This is a genomic window from Pseudomonas karstica (assembly GCF_009707515.1).
Taxonomy (GTDB): Bacteria; Pseudomonadota; Gammaproteobacteria; order Pseudomonadales; family Pseudomonadaceae; genus Aquipseudomonas; species Aquipseudomonas karstica.
Genome location: NZ_WLYI01000001.1, coordinates 12,934 through 34,602 on the forward strand (window position 1 = coordinate 12,934; position 21,669 = coordinate 34,602).

Consider the following 21,669-nt stretch of genomic DNA (forward strand, 5'->3'; position numbering starts at 1 on the left):
TCACTTTACGCGCTTTAGCGGGACGATTTCCAGTTTTGCTATTTTACTTTCCAAATAGGAAATTTTCGCCGCGCTAGTTTTTTGGAGTTGGTCAATAAGTTCCTCCTGCTCGGCAATTTCGACCATCTGGTTAGAGCAAATATTAGAAAGGTACGCTATTAGCTCTTTACTCTTAGCTAGTCGCCGCTTCATTAAGTCTATTTTTACTGAGGCTTCAGTCCGCTTCGCTGTTGTAAACGGGGTATTTTGTGACTGCAGCATATCTAAAATATCAGGATAGTACTTATATATAGTAGACCTGCTGATACCAGCCGCTTTTGCGAGAGCGGAGACAGTTACTGGAATATTGCTTGTTGCTTTCAGCGATGAAAGTAAATTAATTAGATTTCGTCGAGTATTACTCATGGCTTTGCACCTTGATTTTTGATATTACCGCTTTTGCTGAGGCTAATCTTTCTAGTACGACTAACCTTGTCTGATCGGGAAGTTTGCTTTGCTTCATGATTTTTTTGCAATCCGACTCGAACTCAGTCCACCATTGTAGGTGCCGTGGTGTAGACAAAAAATTTGTACATTTTGCACAAACCTCTGGACTTCTTTTTGCGATGTTTGGTTTTGATCTAGATCCGTCACAGGCGCTGGTTTCTTGCAGGTATAAACATACTCCCCATTGGCACGGGAGCATTACAGTACCGCTTGAGATCAGAAGTTTGATATCACGCGTTTGTCGCAGCTCTCCCAAGAATTTCTGAATCCTAGTATTTTCGTGCGTAGCATAAAAATCGCCCGTGGAGGTTTCCAGCAATGTTGAGCCTAACTTAGCCATTTCATCGCCAAGCTCTTCTGATAACATTCTTCTGAATTCTGAGTCTGGCCGTGCATAACTTATATCGACGCTATCTGCCGACAAATGGGAATACTGCTGGGCTAACTCACCAAGTGCTGAACGGTCCCTCTTCGCAACAAATCGGGCAAGGTGCTTACGGCCCATATGAGAATGAAGTCGGCCCCTCCAGCCAGTATTCGTTTCTAAACCTATCAAGCTCGCAAAATTGTTAATTCTGACGTTTATTTGGGCAGAGCCTACAACGTTAAAGCTTCTTTTTGGGAAAAAAGGCCAAAGTGCATTTCCAAATGGGGTTAACCAAAGGTTATCTAGCCCACTTCTCTGTCGCGCTGGCTTAGATAGTCTCAATAATATATTGAAAGCCTCTACTGCTGCAGGTGAAAGTACCCATGGAGCGTTACTATGGCCGGTACCATCGCTTTGTTTTTTTTCTGCGTTATATCTGATTTTGGAACGAGGCGCATGATAATAGCAATATTTAACTCCATTATCGTGAAGTCTTGATACAACACTACGTGAGCCTGCTCGTCTGATTTCGCTCACTCGCTGCCCGCAGGTAAAGGTGATGACGATAAAGCATGCAGTGGAAAGATGTCTAATTAGCTTGCCGAGTGATAGAGCATCGGCAGCCCATTGCTCACAACCTCTAATATCCTTGAAGACATCTGAGAAGTCTTTTTGACGAAATTTAGTTGCTATATGCGCTGACATTCTGCGGGCAGTATTTATTCCCATTTCTACGCCATTGTCTACGGCTGAAATATAACTCTCATAGAAGTCCAGTATCCGCCCGGAATGTAATGTCATAAAATTCATTGACTCTCTAAGTAGAAATATACACACTGGTTCTGGAGGCGCCTCCCAGTATCCTGGCTCTCGTAGTGAATTAGAGATTTGCATAATTTCTTTTCTAGATATCGGGCGACCTATGAAACATTCCTTTATAAAAATCCTTAAACGAAAAAATTGGTTTATAGTAGCCCCCCACCACTCTAGCGTATCCTTAGTAACTCCCTTTCCTTTTGTCGCCTCAGAACTAATTATCTTTACAATTGAAGTTGACGTTATCAGCCCTATCCTTTCATATCCTGCCGCATGAATTCTAAAAAAAAGCCTACGTAAATATAGTACTTTTGGTTTGATTGTACCTGGTGCGTAGCTCCCAATTACTCCTAATAACATTCCAGCCGCGAATTTTTTCAGGAGATCAGTGTAGTAAGGACTAAGCTCGACATTTTTCTTGTCGCTCTTCCACCTTATTACAATTGATTTGTCCGCTGAACCAGAGCTACTTTCTCCTAAGATCCATATGTCATCTGCATATGCAATACCAAGCGAACTCAGCAGGTCGACCTGAGAAACTGATTTTTGATGCGTGTTAGAATTTTTCATGTCATGACCGGTAATTCAGCGATAGTGCTTTTAACTGCCAGCGCTGCATTTAATGTCGAGGTGGACACCCTATACATTATTTCATTTTTTATTATATTAAGAATAGGTCTGTATATTTTTTCAAACCGCTCCCGCGACTCATGGTCTAGCATTGATTCGCTTTCTAGCGTCTCTAAATGCTCTTGAGCTCGTACGATCCTTGCAATAGCTAGAGGATCGTCGATTGGCACTATGGCGTTTTTGCACGTAGCACAGGATAAAAACTCCAGGCATGGCTCGCCTTTTCTCGACCCGGCTACCGCACCTGCTAGTGGCTCGGAGCAGCTAAAGCCTAAAACTGTTTGAAAGTCAGCACTTTTACTCCGGCTTACTACTTCAAGCATGCGCCCTTGAAACTCTGCTAGTCTTTCGTATTTATATTGGGTCACAGCGTTGCTTCTTAAATATGAGTGGGTCGTGACCTTTTTTCGGTGCTGCAGAATGCTAGTAACCTCTTGAACTGATCTGGTCCTCTCATAAACGAGCTCCGCTACAGCTCTACGTATATCCGCAAAGGTAAAGTTAGTTAGCGCATGTTCATCTCTGAATATTTTCAAATAGTTGTGTAGGCTTTGAACACTTATGCGAGTCGCTTTAGAGCCCTTTCTGGTAATGAAAAGAAGATTTTTGTCAGCCGCAGATGCTAGATGTCGAAAGGGTGCGGTCATTTCAATCACTAGCTGAATAAGATTTGGTACAGAGTAATTCCCCGCTCTTAAAAGACTCAATCGTTGAGGGCTGGACGCTCTGTTCTTTTCCCATAACAAAATAGCCGAATTAGGGTCGAGGGGATTGTTGGAAAGGCAGTCCAAATTTATTTCCATTAGTGACAGTGGATTTGCGGCAGTCTGAATCATTATCATCAAATAAATTGGCAAAACGCTAGGTAGTGTAAGCTCTTTGCAAATGATTAATTTCCGAAGACCGGAACAACCTAAAGTTGCATGGCCGTTGCTAGCCATCTGCCTTTGAGTCCAAATGCCTAACTCTTCTAATTCGATTAGCTTCTTAAGATTTTTAAAGTCTTGCTGGGAGTACTGTTCTTGCTCCGGCAAGGTATCACTCATCAAGCGCTTTCTGATTGAAAAAGTGCGCTTTATATCTGATATAGCCTTCTTGCAGGCAGCTGATATATTTTTAAGGTCTTCGGCACTGACCGCGTTATCCCTTGAGCACTCCGCTTCCCTCGTGAAGCTTTTAAAAATGAGTCCTTGGTTGCTCCAGGCTGGCTGTGAACTTTCATCGGCTATGCGACTTACAATGCGCTTAATTATATTATAGTGGGTTCCATTGGTTTTTTTCAGCCTATCGCTTTTGTTTAAGTACTCTGCAAAGCCACTTACAACATCTACCTCTCTGCTGGATGTAGAAAACCCAATAATACATAAGTACTTGACAAATTTTTTAACGGATCGCCAAGCTTGATCTCGGCTGCGGCAATTATAATGGCCTGTCACATCGGAAAAAGCCTCCATGATCTCTTCAGCAATCACTGCGCCTAAGGTTTCCGTGCGCAATTGATATACAACTTGAACTCTTCGGTTTTCGTCGTAAAACACCTTCTCTATATTAGGCATTTGGGGCACCTAAACTCAGTGAGTTTGCCTCAAGCAATTCGAGTACCTCTGCACTGTAAACACTAATTTTTTCCAGATACGCCATCGTTGTATTGACGCTCGCGTGCCCAAGAAGTCCCTGCACAATCTTTATATGATCCTCCCCTTTTTCTTTTCCGTAGTTTCTGAGAGTTTCTTCCATGAAAGTCGCAAATGTCGTTCTAGTCTGATGCGGGTGCGATGTGATACTCAGGCTTCGGCAGCACCGCTTATAGGCTGCATAATAGCAATTGTAATTTATTGCTACTCCTGCTTTATTCAAAAAAAGAGCTGCAGGAAATCTTCTTTCCGAACCAGTCCCACGAAGTTCTAAAAGCCTTCTTTCTACTGCAACATATTTCTTAGTCTCACGCATTACATAGTCGGTTAAGAAGACCTTCAACCACTTGCCGCCTTTAGTCATTACATCAATGAATGCTCCTCCCTGGCTGTTCGGTATAGATTCGAAGTCTTTAATTGAGATCGACAGTATGCTGCTAACTCTGAGTCCGGTTGAAATCGCCCAGATAAATATTAATCGATGTGAACTATGGAGCTTGCCGCTGATGCTTAGGCAAGACTCTGCAGAGAGTGCAATGGGGCGTGAATTTCTGCTTCTTAAACTTAAGCGATTTTTCGTAAGTGCAGACCATCTAGTCACATTCAATGAATGGGCAGAGTCGTCATTGAGTTTATTTCCGGAATAATACTTCAAAAATTCTACAACTACGGTGGTTCTTAGGTTTATTGTTGGAGGCTTTAAGCTCTTTTTTGTATCTCCTGAAGACGCCTTCATAGAGTTTCTATATGCAATCACTGACCGGAAACTAGATTCTCGCCAGTCAATACCTTTTAAGCAGCAATAGCTAAACCAATGATTAAGACATTCGGAATAAGTTTTGATGGTTTTGAATGAGGATATGCCTTTGGATAGGATGTGCTTTTCATACAGATAACTGTGTGCCTCTCTTATTAAAACGCCTTCACTATCCAGAATAATCGGGATGCAAGCGTCGTACTTATTAATATAGCTCCATATCCGCACCTGGTTGATTCCGAGAGGTTTAGTGAAATTCTCTGGGGGTAACGCGAGATTTTTGACCGCTATGAGCATCATCAAACATTCCTCCGGCTTAGTAGACACTGTAGCCCATCAGTCTAATGCCAGAGTTTGATCGCAAGGTGCTGGAGGTACTGCGCGAGCCGCTGGAGTCAGGGCATATCGTGATTTCCCGCGCCCGTGACCGGGTGAGCTTTCCGGCACGCTTTCAACTGGTGGCCGCGATGAACCCTTGCCCTTGCGGTTATCTGGGCGAGCCGAGCGGGCGCTGCCGCTGCACACCGGAACAGATCCAGCGTTATCGCAACAAACTCTCCGGGCCATTACTCGATCGGATTGACCTTCACGTGACCGTCGCGCGGGAAAGCACCGCGCTCAACCCGCGCCCGCAAGCAGGCGACGACACGGCCAGCGCTTCCATCCTCGTTGCCCACGCCCGCGAGCGGCAGCAACAACGCCAAGGCTGTGCCAACGCCTTTCTAAACCTGCCGGGGCTACGCGAGCACTGCACCCTGACGAAGGTCGATGAAGGTTGGCTGGAGACCGCCTGCGAACGGCTGACGCTCTCGCTACGGGCGGCCCACCGGCTATTGAAGGTCGCCCGCACCTTGGCAGATCTGGAGCAGGTGAGTGGGATCAGTCGCCACCATCTGGCAGAAGCCTTGCAGTATCGACCTGCAACCGTCGGTTAAGCCTCAGCGAAACCGATCCACCTCATGCCGCAGGCCTGCCGCCAGCGTCTCCAGTTCCTTGGCGGTAATGGCCAGGTTCGACACCACTTCGCGCTGCTCGCTGTTGGCCAGGGCAATGCTCTGCAAATTGCTGCTAAGCAAGGTAGCGGTACTGCTTTGCTCCTGGGTCGCGGTGGTGATCGCCGCAAACTGCTGGCCGGCCGAGCGGCTTTGCTCATCGATCCGTGCCAGCGCCGACGCTACATCAGCATTGCGCGACAGGCCTTCCTGCATCAACACATTGCCTTGTTCCATGGTGCTGATGGCATTACCGGTTTCCTGCTGAATGCTCTGGATCATTCCGGAAATCTCGTCCGTGGCCTGGCGGGTGCGCGATGCCAGGTTGCGCACTTCATCGGCCACCACCGCAAAGCCCCGGCCCTGCTCGCCAGCCCGTGCCGCCTCGATCGCGGCGTTGAGCGCCAACAAGTTGGTCTGCTCGGCAATCGAGGTGATCACCCCGACAATCCCACCAATTTCCTGGGAGCGCTGCCCCAACGTATTGATCACGACTGCCGTGCTGTTCAGCGCCGTGGCGATATGCTCCAGGGACGACGACGCCTCTTGCATCGAAGTACGACCAATCCGGGTTTGCTGGGCGTTGTCTTGGGCCAAGCGCTCGGTGTTGCCCATATTGTCGGCAATATTCAAGGACGTGGCGCTGAACTCTTCCACCGCGCCGGCCATGCTGGTGATCTCGCCGGACTGTTGCTCCATGCCTTCATCAGCACCACCGGACAGGCCCGACAACGCCTGGGCACGGCTGTTGACCTCTTCGGCCGCCTTGCGGATATGCGAGACCATGGTCGACAGCGCTTCACCCATCTGGTTGAAGCTGCTGGCCAACTGACCGATCTCGTCATGGCTGGACACATTCAAGCGCGCGCTCAAATCACCAGCACCCAGCGCTTGCGCCTGCCGTACCAGGTCGCCCAACGGCTGCAACTTGCTGCGTAGCAGCCAGACCGTCGCGCCCACGGCCAGCAACATTGCCAGCACACTACCAATGACCAGACGCAAACCCACCGACCAGGTCACCGCACGGATTTCGGCTTTCGGCATGCTCGCCACCACCGACCACGGCCCGCCTTCAAAAGGTACCGAAACGCTATAGAAATCTTCCTCCTTATCGCGCCAGAAACGCCCCTTGCCTGGGGTCTTGGCCAAGTCGAGCAACGCCGGGATCGCCTGATCAAGTGCCTGCACGCCGGCCGGCGGCACCAGCCAGTGTTTCTGCTCGTCCAGCAAGGCGAGAGAGCCGGTCTGGCCAATACGAAAACGCTTGAGATTATCAAACTGGGCATTCTGCGCATCGGTGTAGTCGAAGCCGATAAACAGCACCGCAATGACTTTGCCAGCGGCATCACGTACCGGACTGTATTGAGTCATATAGGAACGTTCGAACAGCACTGCTCGACCGATATAACTTTGCCCAGTGAGCAGGCGCTGATAAGCCGGACCCTGGCGGTCCAGGACCGTACCGATGGCGCGGCTGCCATCCTGTTTGGTCAGGGAAGTGCTGATGCGAATAAAGTCTTCGCCGCTGCGCACGAACACCGTCGCCACGCCGCCGGACATTTGCTTGAAGTTGTCGACTTCGTCGAAATTGTTGTTGAGCACCGCGGAGCCCAGGTACAGGCTCGGCGTCGGTATCCCCGCCACGCTCACCGGTTCCTCGGGGCGCACGCTCAACCCGGCACCGAAGCGCTTTTCAAACAACCCGCTCAAGCGATGGGTGCTCTCACGCAAGGTACTGTGGAATGTATTGAGCTGGTCGGCCAGCAGCCGCGCCTCGCTGGCCAGGTGTTCTTCCCGGGTGTCGAGGTTGGCGGAGTCCAGCGAGCGCAAGGCAAAGACCGTACTGCCGCTGATGACGACAGCCAATATAACCGCTAAGGCAAGACCCAATTGGGAGGCAATCCGGGCACGAGGTTCAGACATGACAGCTCCTGACCGAGGAACCGGATCATCCTGATCTCGTAGCGCACTCGGCGAAATTTCTAATAGTGGGCACGCTGAGCCGCCGCACAATGGCAGCTCCGACCTCCCTACTTCGGCGGCCTCGGGCAATACTTGAGTGATTCACAGGGAATCACCCAAACCCATGGTTCGCGGGAGCTGCATCGATTCAGTCGAGTCGCTCGACCTGGGGCAGTTCCATGGCCTGGACCTCGCCCTGAAGGAAGTCCGCAAGCCGGCGCAAACGCTCGCCTCCGGGGCGGGTTTTCGGCCACACCAGGTAATAATTTTCCCCGCTGGCCACGGCGGTAGGCCAGGGCAGGCTCAACCGGCCCTGGGCCACGTCTTCGGCCACCATCAGCAAGTCCCCCATGGACACGCCGTAACCCCGGGCGGCGGCGATCATGCCCAACTCCAGAGTGTCGAACACCTGCCCGCCCTTGAGCGACACCTGGGACGACAATCCCATACGCTCCAGCCAGTTACGCCAGTCGCGACGATCGGGGGTCGGATGCAGCAGCTCAGTAGACGCCAACCGATCTGTATCCCAGGGCCCATCATTCAGCAGATTCGGCGCGCCCACTGGAATCAGCAGCTCCGGGAACAGGTAGATCGCCTCCCAATCCGGCGGAAAATGGCCATTGCTGAGCAATACCGCGCAGTCGAAAGGCTCCTGGTTGAAGTCCACTTCATCAATGCTCATCCAGGCGCTGGTCAACTGCACTTCATTGCCTGGCTGCAAATGCCGGAACCGGCTGAGCCGCGCCAGTAACCAGCGCATGGTCAAGGTGGACGGTGCCTTCATGCGCAGGATGTCATCTTCGGCATTCAAGGTATGGCAGGCACGCTCCAGGGCAGCAAAGCCTTCGCGCACGCCGGGCAGCAACAACCGCGCGGCCTCTGTGAGCTGCAAGGTACGGCCGCGGCGTTGGAACAGGCGGCAGGCAAAATGCTCCTCCAGGGTGCGAATGTGCCGGCTGACCGCGCTTTGGGTGATGGACAGCTCCTCAGCCGCACGGGTGAAGGAGTTGTGCCGGGACGCGGCCTCAAAGGCGCGCAGGGCATAAAGCGGAGGAAGGCGACGAGACATTGAGAAAGCTCCGACAGCGCAATATCAAAACCCTACCAGAATCCATCAAGCATGAGTTTTAATCATGCTAACGATCGCTTTTATCCCTTTGTGTAAAGTGCTGAGAGCACCGAGAATCAACCCTTCCCCCACTCCCCGACTTTTTGAGCGTGATGATCATGCGGCATCCGGTACGTAGCGAACTCTGGGCCATTCTGCGGCTGGCAGGGCCATTGATTGCCTCACAGTTGGCCCACATGCTGATGGTTCTGACCGACACCCTGATGATGGCCCGCCTGAGCCCTGAAGCCTTGGCCGGCGGCGGCCTGGGGGCGGCGAGTTATTTGTTCGTGTCGATTTTCTGCATCGGCGTGATCGCCGCCGTCGGCACGCTGGTCTCTATCCGCCAGGGCGCCGGGGATATCGAAGGGGCCACCCGGCTGACCCAGGCCGGGCTCTGGCTGGCGTGGCTGATGGCACTGGTGGCCGGCTTGCTGTTGTGGAACCTCAAGCCGGTGCTGTTGATGTTCGGCCAGACCGAAACCAATGTGCACTCAGCCGGCCAGTTCCTGATGATCCTGCCATTCGCCCTGCCCGGCTACCTGACGTTCATGGCCTTGCGCGGCTTCACCAGTGCCATCGGCAAGGCGACACCGGTAATGGTCATCAGCCTGGGCGGCACCGTACTCAATTATCTGCTCAACCATGCCTTGATCGAAGGTATGTTCGGCCTGCCAAAAATGGGGCTGATGGGCATCGGCCTGGTGACTGCCGTTGTCGCCAACGGCATGGCCCTGACGCTGTTGTGGTATATCCGGCACAACCGCGCCTATGACGCTTATCCACTGCGCAAGGGCCTGTCGCGACCCAACCGCCAATACCTGCGGGAACTGTGGCGCCTGGGCCTGCCGATTGGCGGTACCTATGCGGTAGAAGTCGGGCTGTTTGCCTTTGCGGCGCTGTGCATGGGCACCATGGGCAGCACGCAGTTGGCGGCGCACCAGATCGCCCTGCAAATAGTCTCGGTGGCATTCATGGTGCCCGCGGGGTTGTCCTACGCGATCACCATGCGCATCGGCCAGCATTACGGCGCTGGGCAATTGCTCGATGCACGCATGGCCGGGCGAGTCGGGATCGTCTTTGGCGCGGTGGTGATGCTGGGGTTTGCCATGATGTTCTGGCTGCTGTCGAATCAGTTGATCGGGCTGTTCCTCGACCAGAACGACCCAGCGTTTCGCGACGTCATCAGCCTGGCGGTCAGCCTGCTGGCAGTGGCAGCCTGGTTCGAGTTGTTCGACGGCGTGCAAACCATCGCCATGGGCTGTATTCGCGGACTCAAGGATGCCAAGACCACGTTCCTGGTGGGGCTGGGCTGCTACTGGCTGATCGGTGCGCCAGCAGCCTGGTTGATGGCCTTTACCCTGGGCTGGGGGCCGACCGGTGTCTGGTGGGGGTTGGCCCTGGGCCTGGCGTGCGCGGCAGTGAGCCTGACATGGGCGTTTGAAGCGAAGATGAAGCGAATGATTCGGCGCGAAGGCACGGAGCCTGAAACACGCGATGCGTTTCAGGCTGTACAGGCGGACTAGAGCGGCTGCACCTGACCCGACAAGGCATCCTGATTCCCGCCAGACGTCAGGTATTCCACCAGTTCCGCCAAGGGCAACGGCTTGCTGATCAGATACCCCTGGGCCTGATCGCAGCCGAACAACCGCAGCAACGCCAATTGCTCCGGCGTCTCCACCCCCTCTGCCACGACTTCCAGGTTGAGGTTGTGGGCCAGGTTGATCATGGCGTGCACCAGTTTTCGGTTCTCTTCACGCTCTTCCATGCCGCCGACGAAGCTTTTGTCGATCTTCAGCAAGGCAATCGGCAGGCTGTTGAGGTGCACGAACGACGAAAACCCGGTGCCAAAATCATCCAGGGAGAAGCGCACGCCCAGGCGGCCGAGGGCGTCCATGGTCTGTTTGACCAGGTCGCTGCGACGCATCACCGCGGTTTCCGTCAATTCGAATTCCAGCCATTGCGCCTCCACACCACGCTCGGCAATCAACCGACTGAGGGTGGTCAGCAATTGGCTGTCCTGGAACTGGCGGAACGACAGGTTGACCGCCATGTGCAGCGGCGCCAGGCCGCGCTCGCGCAGAGCTTGCATGTCCCGCAGGGCTCGGGAGATGACCCAGTAACCCAGCGGCACGATCAAACCGCTCTGCTCGGCCAGGGGCACGAACTCGCTGGGCGGCAGCAGCCCACGCTCGCCATGGCGCCAGCGCACCAGGGCTTCCAGGCCGACGATATGCCCATCGTCCAGGTCCAGCCGCGGCTGGTAATGCAGTTCCAGCTCGTCGCGACGCAATGCTCGGCGCAGTTCGCTTTCCAGGTCCGCGAGGCTGCGAGCATTGGGGTTGATGCGTTCGTTGAAGATATGAAAGGTGCAGCCTTGAGTGCTTTTGGCCTGCTGCATGGCGATATGGGCGTGCCACATCAGTGGGTCGGCGCCGGCCTTGGCCCGGGCGTGGGCTACACCAAGGCTGCAGCCGATCAACAAGCTTTCGCCATCGACCCAATAAGGCTCAGCCATGGCCTCGGTAATGCGTTCGGCCATCCATTCGGCGCGCTGGGGCGCTCGGCGGGTGTCGATCAACAAGGCAAATTCGTCGCTGCCCAGGCGCGCCAGTTGGTCCCCAGCCTCCAATTGGCTCTTGAGTCGCGAGACCACTTGCAGGATCAGCCGGTCGCCCGCCTGGTGGCCAAGGGCATCGTTGGCATGGCGGAAGTTATCCAGGTCCAGGTGCCCAAGGGCCAGGCCGCTGCCTTCGTTTTCGGCCAGGCGCGCAGCGAGCAAGGTCTGGAAACCCTGGCGGTTGGCGATACCGGTCAGCGGATCCTGTTCGGCCAGGCGTTGCAGGGTGTTTTCCAGTAAACCCCGCTCGCGGACATGCCGCAGGCAGCGGCGCAATGTATCAATATCCAATGCACTGCGAATCAGCCAGTCGCTGACGCCAAGTGGTGCAACCAGCGGCTCCTGTTCCAGCAGTAAAACGGTTGGCAAGCTACAACGGCCGGGGCCGGGTTGAAGACCGGGCTGGGTCAACAGCACGGCATTGTGATCGTCATCGAACAGACTGCTCACAGACTCCCAGTTTGGCGCGCTGACCAGGACAGCAGCATCTCCCATCGGCGCCAGGCACTCGCGCAATAACGCTGCCCAGGCTGGCTCATCAGCCAGTAGCAGCAAACGCAAGGGTTCGACAGGCGTAGACAAGCTAGCTCCCTAGACTCTGCAAAAATTTATTGGCGGCGGGCATTATGACGTCCGACCTGACAATGACCAATGATATTGGTTATCAGATACAGCGCGGTGGGGCTACAGATCGAACAATAGCCCAAATACCTCGTATATCCTGCGGCAAAGTAACAAAACCGGCAAATTTAGAACGAGTGGTACGTCACACTGTCGTTCAGAGGCGGCAGAATCTTGCCAGCCTGTTAAAATGCCCGCCCTTTTGATCAATGACCCCTGAATTTTCGTATGTCCCGACTCAATCCCCGGCAGCAAGAAGCCGTGAACTACGTCGGCGGCCCTCTATTGGTGCTCGCCGGCGCAGGCTCCGGCAAGACCAGCGTGATCACCCGAAAGATCGCGCACTTGATCCAGAACTGCGGCATCCGCGCCCAATACATCGTCGCCATGACCTTTACCAACAAGGCGGCGCGGGAAATGAAAGAGCGCGTCGGCACCCTGCTCAAGGGTGGCGAAGGCCGTGGCCTCACCGTGTGCACCTTCCACAACCTGGGCTTGAACATCATCCGCAAGGAACATGCGCACCTGGGCTACAAGCCGGGCTTCTCGATCTTTGACGAGACCGACGTCAAGGCCTTGATGACCGACATCATGCAAAAGGAATATGCAGGTGACGACGGCGTCGACGAGATCAAGAACATGATCGGCGCCTGGAAAAACGACCTGATCCTGCCGCCCGAAGCCCTGGAAAACGCACGCAACCCCAAGGAACAGACTGCCGCCATCGTCTATACCCACTATCAGCGCACCCTCAAGGCGTTCAATGCGGTGGACTTCGACGACCTGATCCTGCAGCCGGTAAAGCTGTTCCAGGAACACGCCGACATCCTCGAAAAGTGGCAGAACAAGGTTCGCTACCTGCTGGTGGACGAATACCAGGACACCAACGCCAGCCAATACCTGCTGGTGAAACTGCTGATCGGCACCCGCAACCAGTTCACCGTGGTGGGCGACGATGACCAGTCGATCTACGCCTGGCGCGGCGCCCGCCCGGAAAACCTGATGCTGCTCAAGGTCGACTACCCGTCCCTGAAGGTGGTGATGCTGGAGCAGAACTACCGCTCCACCAGCCGTATCCTGCGTTGCGCCAACGTGCTGATTTCCAACAACCCCCATGAGTTTGAAAAACAACTGTGGAGCGAGATGGGGCACGGCGATGAAATCCGTGTGATCCGCTGCCGCAACGAAGACGCCGAAGCCGAGCGGGTGGCCGTCGAACTGCTGACCCTGCACCTGCGCACCGACCGGCCATACAGCGACTTCGCGATCCTGTATCGCGGCAACTACCAGGCCAAGCTGATCGAGCTGAAGCTGCAGCACCACCAGATTCCTTATCGCCTGTCGGGCGGCAACAGCTTTTTCGGACGTCAGGAAGTGAAAGACCTGATGGCTTACTTCCGGTTGATCGTGAACCCCGATGACGACAACGCCTTCTTGCGGGTAATCAACGTCCCACGCAGGGAAATCGGTTCGACGACCCTGGAAAAGCTTGGCAACTACGCCACCGAACGCAAAATCTCGATGTACGCCGCTACCGACGAAATCGGCCTGGGTGAGCATCTGGACACGCGCTTCACCGATCGCCTGTCACGCTTCAAACGCTTCATGGACAAAGTGCGCGAGCAGTGCTCCGGCGAAGACCCGATCAGCGCCCTGCGCAGCATGGTCATGGACATCGACTATGAGAACTGGCTGCGCACCAACAGCTCCAGCGACAAGGCCGCCGATTACCGCATGGGTAACGTGTGGTTCCTGATCGAAGCGCTGAAGAACACCCTGGAGAAAGACGAAGACGGCGAAATGACCGTCGAGGACGCCATCGGCAAGCTGGTCCTGCGGGACATGCTGGAACGCCAGCAGGAAGAGGAAGACGGCGCCGAAGGCGTGCAGATGATGACCTTGCATGCCTCCAAGGGCCTGGAGTTTCCCTACGTGTTCATCATGGGCATGGAAGAAGAGATCCTCCCCCACCGTTCCAGCATCGAAGCCGACACTATCGAAGAGGAACGGCGCTTGGCCTACGTGGGGATTACCCGAGCACGTCAGACCCTGGCCTTCACCTTTGCCGCCAAGCGCAAGCAGTACGGCGAGATCATCGATTGTGCTCCCAGCCGATTCCTCGATGAGCTGCCGCCGGACGACCTGGCCTGGGAAGGCAACGACGACACACCGACCGAAGTCAAAGCCGTACGCGGCAATACCGCCCTGGCGGATATACGCGCGATGTTAAAGCGCTAGAATCGACTATTTTTTAATCTACTTTCGGCGCACAAGGCGCTAATTGAGGAAGCTTTCGTGGAAGCACTGCATAACAAAATTCGCGAAGAAGGCATCGTGCTTTCCGATCACGTACTCAAGGTCGACGCCTTTTTGAACCACCAGATCGACCCGGCCCTGATGAAGCTGATCGGCGACGAATTTGCTGCCTTGTTCAAGGACTCGGGCATCACCAAGATCGTCACCATCGAAGCCTCGGGTATCGCGCCAGCGATCATGACCGGCCTGAACCTCGGTGTGCCGGTGATCTTTGCCCGCAAGCAACAATCCCTGACCCTGACCGAAAACCTGCTGTCGGCGACGGTGTATTCGTTCACCAAAAAAGTGGAAAGCACCGTGGCGATTTCCCCGCGCCACCTGACCAGCAGCGACCGCGTGCTGATCATTGATGACTTCCTGGCCAACGGTAAGGCATCCCAGGCGCTGATCTCGATCATCAAGCAGGCAGGCGCCACCGTCGCAGGTCTCGGGATTGTGATCGAGAAGTCGTTCCAGGGTGGCCGTGCGGAGTTGGACTCCCAGGGTTACCGGGTTGAATCACTGGCGCGGGTGAAGTCGCTGGCGGGCGGCGTCGTAACCTTCATCGAGTAATCGCCACCCCCAAGAGGATCGTTCCCACGCGCGTGGGAACGATCATCAAGCGTGAGTGCCCATCAGTGCGCGGTCGCCTGTAGGCCGGTGAGCAATAACCGCTGGTACAAATCTTCTTTCAACCCCTCCGGCTTCGCCAATCCCATCCGCTCCAAATGCAGGGGAAACGCCGCAGGCTCCGGTGCATCCAGCGCCGCCTTGCCCAGCTCCAGAATCTCCGTCAGCTTGAACTTGCTCTTGAGCCAATTCAGCGCCCGTAACAAATCCCGCTCTTCATCAGTGAAGTCACAACCCAGTGGATATTCCGGGAACAGCCGCGGATGCCGGGCCTGGATCGCCAGCAAGCGCTGCGGCGTGTTGTCGGTAAAGCGCAGGTCCAGTTGAAAATCCTTCGGCAACTTACCGGCCTTTTGTGCCTTTTCAATCAGTTCAGCCTGAAACCGTGAATCGGTGATATTCAACAGCCGCTCGATCACTCTGGCGTCGGTCTGCCCGCGCAAGTCGGCGATACCGTATTCGGTGATCACGATGTCCCGCAGGTGCCGGGGAATGGTGCAATGACCATATTCCCAGACGATATTGGAACTGACCTCCCCGGCCGATTCGCGCCAACTGCGCAGGATCAGGATCGAGCGCGCACCTTCCAGGGTGTGGCCTTGTACGACAAAGTTATATTGACCGCCCACGCCACTGAGCACTCGTCCGTCTTCCAACTGGTCCGCCACGCCAGCGCCCAACAAGGTCACGGTAAAGGCACTGTTGATGAATCGTGCATCAATGCGCTGCAAGCGCTTGAGCTCTTCCTGCCCATACAGTTCGTTGATGTAGCTGATACGGGTCATGTTGAACTCCAGGCGCTTGGCCTGGGGCAAATCCCGCAACCGCTCGTAAAAACTGCGCGGGCCCAAGAAGAAACCGCCGTGTACCGAGATCCCGTCGGGCTGTGCCGCCTCGTCCAGGGTGCCGGCGTTAGCCTGCTGCTGAGTCGCCACGTCCGGGTAAACCTTGCGCCGGACAATCCCCGCATCCGCCAGCACCAGCAAGCCATTGACGAACATCTCACTGCAGCCATAAAGGCCCCGGACGAAGGGTTCAACCCCGCCTTCCCGGCTGATCAGGGGCGCCCATTGATACACATCCAGATCCGTCAGCAACAACCTGTAGGCCTCGGTATCCGCCTGGCGCGCCAGTAACGCTGCAGTCAACGCATCGCCCATGGAGCCAATGCCAATCTGCAACGTGCCGCCATCGCGTACCAGGGTACTGGCGTGCAGGCCGATAAAGTGGTCCTGAAACCCCACCGGCATATTTGGCGTAGAGAACAGCGTGGTGCTGTCCTTTTCATCGATCAGAAAGTCGAACTCATCCATACCCAACTCGGCATCGCCAGGCATATAAGGCAAGTCACTGTGAACCTGGCCGACCACCAGGATGGTCTCACCGGCCTCGCGCCGCTTGGCGATCATCGGCAACAGGTCGAGGGTGATGTCGGGGTTGCAGCTCAAGCTCAGGCGATCCGGATGTTTGCTACTGCTGGCCACCAGTTGCGCCACCAGGTTCAGGCCCGCAGCGTTGATGTCCCGGGCGGCGTGGCTGTAGTTGCTGCTGACATAGTCTTGCTGCGCCAGCGTGCTGTTGAGCAAGCTACCGGGCTGCAGGAAGAATTGTTCGATGCGCACGTTGGCCGGCAGGCTGTCCTTGTGCAGGTCGGCCAGAAAATCCAGCTCGGGGTAATCACCAAAGACCCGTTCGATAAAGGGCTCAAGAAAGCGCTTCTGCAAACCATCCCCCATAGTCGGGCGACCGAGACTCAAGGCGGTGTAGACCGTCAGCGTTCGATCCGGCAGCGTGGCAATGCGTCGATACAGCGCATTGGCAAACCGGTTGGGCTTGCCCAGGCCCAGTGGCATGCCCATATGAATATGCGCCGGCAACCGCGCCAGGACGTCATCAATCGCTTGTTCGATTGAACACAACTGCACCATCCGACCCTCCCGAACATTCCATGAATTAGGGTTGGACCGAGCTTGCCGGGTCTTTGCTGCAATGAACAGCCTTGGAAGATAAATCGCGAGTACAAAAAAGCCGCTGATAAACGGCTTTTTTAGCGAAGATCGGTCAATTACAACCCAGACATCTTCTCGATAGCAGCCTTGAGTTCGTCATCCGAGCAATCGGAGCAAGTTCCCTTCGGCGGCATGGCGTTGATGCCGGTGATAGCCTTGGCCAGGATCCCGTCGAGGCCGCCCTGGTGGTCAGCGCGCTCTTTCCAGGCGGCGGTGTCACCAATTTTCGGTGCGCCCAACAGGCCGGTGCCGTGGCAAGCGTTGCAGTGTTTGGCAATCACGTCATCGGGTGTTTTCGCGCCGCCGCCGCCTGCCGCCACGGCAACTTCCATGCCCTTGCACTCTTGCCCCTGGACGCAGACCTGGCCGACAGGCTCCAGGCGCTTGGCAATCTCATCGTTAGTCGCAGCTTGAGCGCTGACAGCCCAAAGGGCCAGTACGGTTGCTGGTGCAGCCAGCATTTTCATAATTAGGTTCACGCGTTCACCCTCAATGGTGGCTATTCACGCCTGCGGCCACGGTTTCGCAGGCGGCGAAAGTATAACGGTTAGCCCGCCTCGCTGAAACAACCCTATTGTCCAAGGGGAGATTCATCACGGCGGTATACTGCATCGGACACCTCTGCCTGGCAGGCAGGACGCCTCTCTTCTTAAAAGTTCGCGGGCGTGGCTGCGCTGATCAGTCGCGCAGGCACATCGAACGGGTTGCGAAAACGGTGCGGCTTGGTACTTTCAAAGTAGTAGCTGTCGCCGGCTTCGAGCACAAAAATTTCAAGACCGACCACCAACTCCAACCGGCCCTCCAGCAGAATCCCGGTTTCCTCGCCTTCATGGGTGAGCATTTCGTCACCCGTGTCGGCGCCTGGCGGGTAAATCTCATTGAGAAATGCAATCGCACGGCTCGGATGAGCACGCCCCACCAGCTTCATGGTCACCGCACCGTCAGAGATGTCGATCAGCTCATTGGCTTTATAGACGATCTGGGTCGGTTTTTCCTGGAGGATCTCCTCGGAGAAGAACTCGACCATGGACATGGGAATGCCACCCAGCACCTTTCGCAAGGAACTGATGGAAGGGCTGACACTGTTTTTTTCGATCATCGAAATAGTGCTGTTGGTGACACCCGCGCGCTTGGCAAGCTCACGCTGGGAAAGACCTTTCAGTTTACGGATGGATTGCAGTCGTTCGCCGACGTCCAATGCAGGAGCCTCCTAGGATTCAGGTCGTAAGGAAATTGAGCGTTATCATGGCGACAGCGTTCAGTATTTACAACACTTTGACCTAAATCCTGGCCTGCCCCATTCGTGGCCGGCAGCTAAGCGCCGGAATAGAGCCGCGGCACTCGCCGCAGGTTGCAGAATATCTGATAGGGGATGGTATCGGCAGCAGTGGCAACAGTACTGGCGAGGATGTTTTTGCCCCACAGCTCAACTGTGGAACCGAGCCCGGCTTGAGGCACCTCGGTCAGGTCGACGCACAGCATGTCCATCGACACACGCCCCAACAATTGGCTGCGCTGCCCCGCCACCAGCACCGGCGTGCCGGTAGGTGCGTGGCGTGGGTAGCCGTCGGCATAACCCATGGCGACCACACCGATGCGCATCGGTTTCGCAGTGACGAACCTGGCGCCATAGCCCACCGGCTCGCCAGCCGGCAGTTCGCGTACGCAGATGACTTTCGATTCCAGGGTCATCACCGGCTGCAAACGTGCGGCGATCGCCTGGTCTTCACCAAACGGCGTCGCGCCATACAGCATGATGCCTGGGCGTACCCAGTCACTGGAGACCTTCGGCCAGCCCAGCACCGACGGCGAGTTGCGCAGGCTGACCTCGGCCGACAGGCCTTGACGGGCCGCTTCGAACACAGCCACTTGTTCATCGCTGCGAACACAGTCCAGCTCATCGGCACGTGCGAAGTGGCTCATCAAGACAATCTTGGCCACTTTGCCGCTGGCCAGCAGGCGCTGGTATGCCGCCTGAAAATCCTTGGGGTGCAGGCCAACCCTGTGCATGCCCGAATCCAGCTTGAGCCACACGGTCAGCGGCTTGCTCAAGCGAGCCTGCTCAATCGCCTCCAGTTGCCACAACGAGTGCACTACGCACCAGAAGTCATGTTCGACGATCAACGCCAGCTCATCGGCCTCGAAGAAACCTTCAAGCAACAGCACCGGTGCATGGATCCCGGCAGCCCGCAGTTCCAGCCCTTCCTCGATGCAGGCCACGGCAAACCCACTGGCCTGCGCTTCCAACGCCTGGGCAACACGCACGGCGCCATGCCCATAGGCGTCGGCCTTGACCACGGCGAGGGCCTTGGCCCCCGTGACCTCTCGGGCCAGTTGATAGTTGTGACGCAGGGCTTCAAGGTCGATCAGGGCACGGGCTGGGCGCATGGGGGCAGGCTTCTAGGCAGCAAGAGAAAAAAAACCGGCATCGACTGACAGTCGTCGGCACCGAGACCGGACACTCACTTATGGAAGAGCGGCCACAACCGACAGCTCAACCAGGATTTCCGGTTCGCAGAGTTTCGCCTCCACCGTGGCACGGGCCGGGGAAACACCTTTTGGCAGCCACTTGTCCCACACCGCGTTCATACCGGCAAAATCGGCGTCGATGTCTTTCAGGTAGATCGTCACCGACAGTAGCTTATTTTTGTCGGTACCGGCCAGGTCCAGCAAACGCTCGATATTGAACAGGGTTTCACGGGTCTGCTGCTCAATCCCGGCACTCATGTCGTCGCCGACTTGCCCTGCCAGATACACGGTACCGCTGTGAACAACGATCTGGCTCATGCGCTCATTGGTGAGCTGGCGCTGGATTGACATATTTTGCGAACTCCTGGTGATTGCCGTAACGGGAAATATCGAGACCATCGGCACTGATTTGCGGTTTTATCGAAGCTATCAGGTCCGCCAGCAAGCGACCAGAGCCGCAGGCCATGGTCCAGCCGAGAGTGCCGTGGCCTGTGTTCAAGAACAGATTTTTGAACGCCGTGGCACCGACAATCGGCGTACCATCCGGCGTGGCGGGACGCAGGCCGGTCCAGAAACTGGCTTGGCTCAGGTCACCGCCCTGAGGATAAAGGTCGTTGACGACCATCTCCAGGGTTTCACGTCTTTGCGGCTTCAGAGACAGGTCAAAACCCGCTATTTCAGCCATACCGCCAACCCGGATGCGGTTGTCGAAACGGGTGATCGCCACCTTGTAGGTTTCGTCGAGAATGGTCGAGCTCGGTGCCATTGCCGGGTTGGTGACGGGTATCGTCATTGAGTAACCCTTGAGCGGGTACACCGGTGCCTTGATCCCCAGCGGCTTGAGCAGTTGTGGCGAATAACTGCCCAGGGCCAGGACATAGCGGTCAGCGGTTTCCAGCTTGCCGTCGATCCACACGCCATCGATGCGGTCACCGGCGTAGTCCAGGCGCTGAATGTCCTGCTCGAAACGAAATTCGACGCCCAACTGCCTGGCCATTTCAACAAGACGGGTGGTGAACATCTGACAGTCGCCGGTCTGGTCATTAGGCAAGCGCAAGGCACCGGCCAGGATATCGGTAACACTGGACAGGGCCGGTTCAACCCTGGCAATACCGGCACGGTCCAACAGTTCGAACGGCACACCGGACTCTTTCAGTATTGCAATATCCTTGGCCGCGCCGTCGAGTTGGGCCTGGGTGCGGAACAGTTGGGTAGTTCCCAGGCTACGGCCTTCGTAGGCAATGCCGGTTTCGGCGCGCAATTCGTCGAGGCAGTCACGGCTGTATTCGGACAGGCGGACCATGCGCTCCTTGTTCACCGCATACCGATTAGCCGTGCAGTTGCGCAGCATCTGCGCCATCCACAGGTATTGGCCGATATCGGCAGTGGCTTTGATCGCCAGCGGCGCGTGGCGCTGCAGCAGCCATTTAATGGCCTTGAGCGGGACCCCCGGTGCAGCCCACGGCGAGGCATAACCGGGCGAGATCTGCCCGGCGTTGGCGAAGCTGGTCTCCATGGCGGCAGCCGGCTGACGGTCGACCACGACCACCTCGAAACCGGCCCGTGCCAAATAGTAGGCACTGGTCACACCAATGACACCGCTACCCAAGACCAATACGCGCATTTTTATACCCTCACCACAGCTTAATCGCTGACGTTTGTTGTTCCGTACACAGATGAGTGCAGTATAAAAAGCAATCTCCAGTGCATTTCACTATATAACTGCCTATATTTGGCGAGAATTCTTGGTAAAAACCTTTTTAACGGAGGCGCATCCCCTATGCGTACCAACACCCAGACCAAGCGGGACCTGGACAAGATCGACCGCAACATCCTGCGCATCCTGCAAGCGGACGGGCGAATGTCCTTCACGGAGCTGGGCGAAAAGGTCGGATTGTCGACAACACCGTGCACCGAGCGGGTCCGACGCCTGGAGCGCGAGGGAATCATCATGGGCTACAACGCCCGGCTCAATCCGCAACACTTGAAAGCCAGCCTGCTGGTGTTCGTCGAGATCAGCCTCGACTACAAATCCGGAGACACTTTTGAAGAGTTCCGACGGGCCGTGCTGAAACTGCCCCATGTGCTGGAGTGCCATTTGGTGTCGGGGGATTTCGATTATCTGGTCAAAGCGCGGATATCCGAGATGGCTTCGTATCGCAAACTGCTGGGCGACATCCTGCTCAAGCTGCCCCACGTCAGGGAGTCCAAGAGCTATATCGTGATGGAAGAGGTGAAGGAGAGCTTGAACCTGCCCGTCCCCGATTAAGCTC

At 55.7% G+C, this 21,669-nt stretch carries 17 protein-coding genes and 1 pseudogene; 5 read left to right on the forward strand and 13 right to left on the reverse strand.

Annotated elements, in window-relative coordinates; all coding sequences use genetic code 11:
- From GIR22_RS00050 to GIR22_RS00065, 4 genes are read right to left on the reverse strand one after another with little or no spacing between them, the layout of a single operon-like run.
- Complete coding sequence (locus tag GIR22_RS00050) at window positions 1-405, reverse strand: TetR/AcrR family transcriptional regulator (protein ID WP_154741322.1); 405 nt, start codon at window positions 403-405, stop codon at window positions 1-3.
- Window positions 398-2,239 carry a hypothetical protein gene (locus GIR22_RS00055; RefSeq protein ID WP_154741323.1) on the reverse strand — a complete coding sequence of 614 codons (1,842 nt, stop codon included), beginning with the start codon at window positions 2,237-2,239 and terminating at the stop codon, window positions 398-400. The genes GIR22_RS00050 and GIR22_RS00055 overlap by 8 nt, the downstream gene beginning before the upstream one ends.
- Window positions 2,236-3,855, reverse strand: a complete 1,620-nt coding sequence (locus GIR22_RS00060; RefSeq protein ID WP_154741324.1) for a hypothetical protein — start codon at window positions 3,853-3,855, stop codon at window positions 2,236-2,238. Before GIR22_RS00060 ends, GIR22_RS00055 begins: the two co-directional genes overlap by 4 nt.
- The gene (locus GIR22_RS00065; protein ID WP_154741325.1) at window positions 3,848-4,990 is read right to left on the reverse strand and encodes a tyrosine-type recombinase/integrase; all 1,143 of its coding nucleotides are present in this window, start codon (window positions 4,988-4,990) and stop codon (window positions 3,848-3,850) included. The genes GIR22_RS00060 and GIR22_RS00065 overlap by 8 nt, the downstream gene beginning before the upstream one ends.
- A 44-nt stretch (window positions 4,991-5,034) precedes the next feature.
- Here GIR22_RS00065 and GIR22_RS00070 point away from each other — a divergent pair.
- Window positions 5,035-5,625 (forward strand): annotated as a pseudogene (locus tag GIR22_RS00070) (ATP-binding protein); the annotation flags it as partial.
- 3 nt (window positions 5,626-5,628) lie between these two features.
- On the opposite strand, the gene GIR22_RS00075 reads toward GIR22_RS00070, so the two are convergent.
- Together GIR22_RS00075 and GIR22_RS00080 are read right to left on the reverse strand one after the other, a co-directional pair.
- A complete protein-coding gene (locus tag GIR22_RS00075) occupies window positions 5,629-7,605 on the reverse strand; it encodes a methyl-accepting chemotaxis protein (protein WP_154741327.1) in 1,977 nt (658 codons plus the stop codon).
- 187 nt (window positions 7,606-7,792) lie between these two features.
- A complete protein-coding gene (locus GIR22_RS00080) occupies window positions 7,793-8,713 on the reverse strand; it encodes a LysR substrate-binding domain-containing protein (protein ID WP_154741328.1) in 921 nt (306 codons plus the stop codon).
- Window positions 8,714-8,865: 152 nt separating this feature from the next.
- Here GIR22_RS00080 and GIR22_RS00085 point away from each other — a divergent pair, with 152 nt between their 5' ends.
- Window positions 8,866-10,278, forward strand: coding sequence for a NorM family multidrug efflux MATE transporter (locus GIR22_RS00085; RefSeq protein WP_154741329.1), 1,413 nt, complete (start codon window positions 8,866-8,868; stop codon window positions 10,276-10,278).
- Here GIR22_RS00085 and GIR22_RS00090 read toward each other — a convergent pair.
- On the reverse strand, window positions 10,275-11,954 hold the full coding sequence (locus GIR22_RS00090; RefSeq protein ID WP_154741330.1) for a putative bifunctional diguanylate cyclase/phosphodiesterase: 1,680 nt from the start codon (window positions 11,952-11,954) through the stop codon (window positions 10,275-10,277). The genes GIR22_RS00085 and GIR22_RS00090 overlap by 4 nt on opposite strands.
- Before the next feature lie 267 nt (window positions 11,955-12,221).
- Here GIR22_RS00090 and rep point away from each other — a divergent pair, with 267 nt between their 5' ends.
- The gene (gene rep / locus GIR22_RS00095; RefSeq protein WP_154741331.1) at window positions 12,222-14,231 is read left to right on the forward strand and encodes a DNA helicase Rep; all 2,010 of its coding nucleotides are present in this window, start codon (window positions 12,222-12,224) and stop codon (window positions 14,229-14,231) included.
- A gap of 57 nt (window positions 14,232-14,288) precedes the next feature.
- Window positions 14,289-14,861, forward strand: coding sequence for a xanthine phosphoribosyltransferase (locus tag GIR22_RS00100; protein ID WP_178122000.1), 573 nt, complete (start codon window positions 14,289-14,291; stop codon window positions 14,859-14,861).
- Window positions 14,862-14,923: 62 nt separating this feature from the next.
- Here GIR22_RS00100 and GIR22_RS00105 read toward each other — a convergent pair whose 3' ends face one another.
- From GIR22_RS00105 to dadA, 6 genes are all read right to left on the reverse strand, one after another.
- Window positions 14,924-16,846 carry an acetyl-CoA hydrolase/transferase C-terminal domain-containing protein gene (locus GIR22_RS00105; RefSeq protein ID WP_154741332.1) on the reverse strand — a complete coding sequence of 641 codons (1,923 nt, stop codon included), beginning with the start codon at window positions 16,844-16,846 and terminating at the stop codon, window positions 14,924-14,926.
- A gap of 137 nt (window positions 16,847-16,983) precedes the next feature.
- Window positions 16,984-17,394, reverse strand: a complete 411-nt coding sequence (locus GIR22_RS00110; protein ID WP_154741560.1) for a c-type cytochrome — start codon at window positions 17,392-17,394, stop codon at window positions 16,984-16,986.
- A 182-nt stretch (window positions 17,395-17,576) separates the two neighbouring features.
- A complete protein-coding gene (locus GIR22_RS00115; RefSeq protein WP_154741333.1) occupies window positions 17,577-18,125 on the reverse strand; it encodes a cupin domain-containing protein in 549 nt (182 codons plus the stop codon).
- Window positions 18,126-18,241: 116 nt separating this feature from the next.
- Window positions 18,242-19,315: an alanine racemase gene (gene alr, locus GIR22_RS00120; RefSeq protein WP_154741334.1), complete on the reverse strand. Its 1,074-nt coding sequence runs from the start codon at window positions 19,313-19,315 to the stop codon at window positions 18,242-18,244.
- 78 nt (window positions 19,316-19,393) lie between these two features.
- Window positions 19,394-19,747, reverse strand: a complete 354-nt coding sequence (locus tag GIR22_RS00125) for a RidA family protein (RefSeq protein WP_154741335.1) — start codon at window positions 19,745-19,747, stop codon at window positions 19,394-19,396.
- Window positions 19,719-21,020, reverse strand: a complete 1,302-nt coding sequence (dadA, locus tag GIR22_RS00130) for a D-amino acid dehydrogenase (RefSeq protein WP_154741336.1) — start codon at window positions 21,018-21,020, stop codon at window positions 19,719-19,721. The genes GIR22_RS00125 and dadA overlap by 29 nt, the downstream gene beginning before the upstream one ends.
- Before the next feature lie 156 nt (window positions 21,021-21,176).
- On the opposite strand from dadA, the gene GIR22_RS00135 reads away from it, so the two are divergent.
- On the forward strand, window positions 21,177-21,665 hold the full coding sequence (locus GIR22_RS00135; RefSeq protein WP_154741337.1) for an Lrp/AsnC ligand binding domain-containing protein: 489 nt from the start codon (window positions 21,177-21,179) through the stop codon (window positions 21,663-21,665).
- Window positions 21,666-21,669 lie beyond the last annotated feature (4 nt).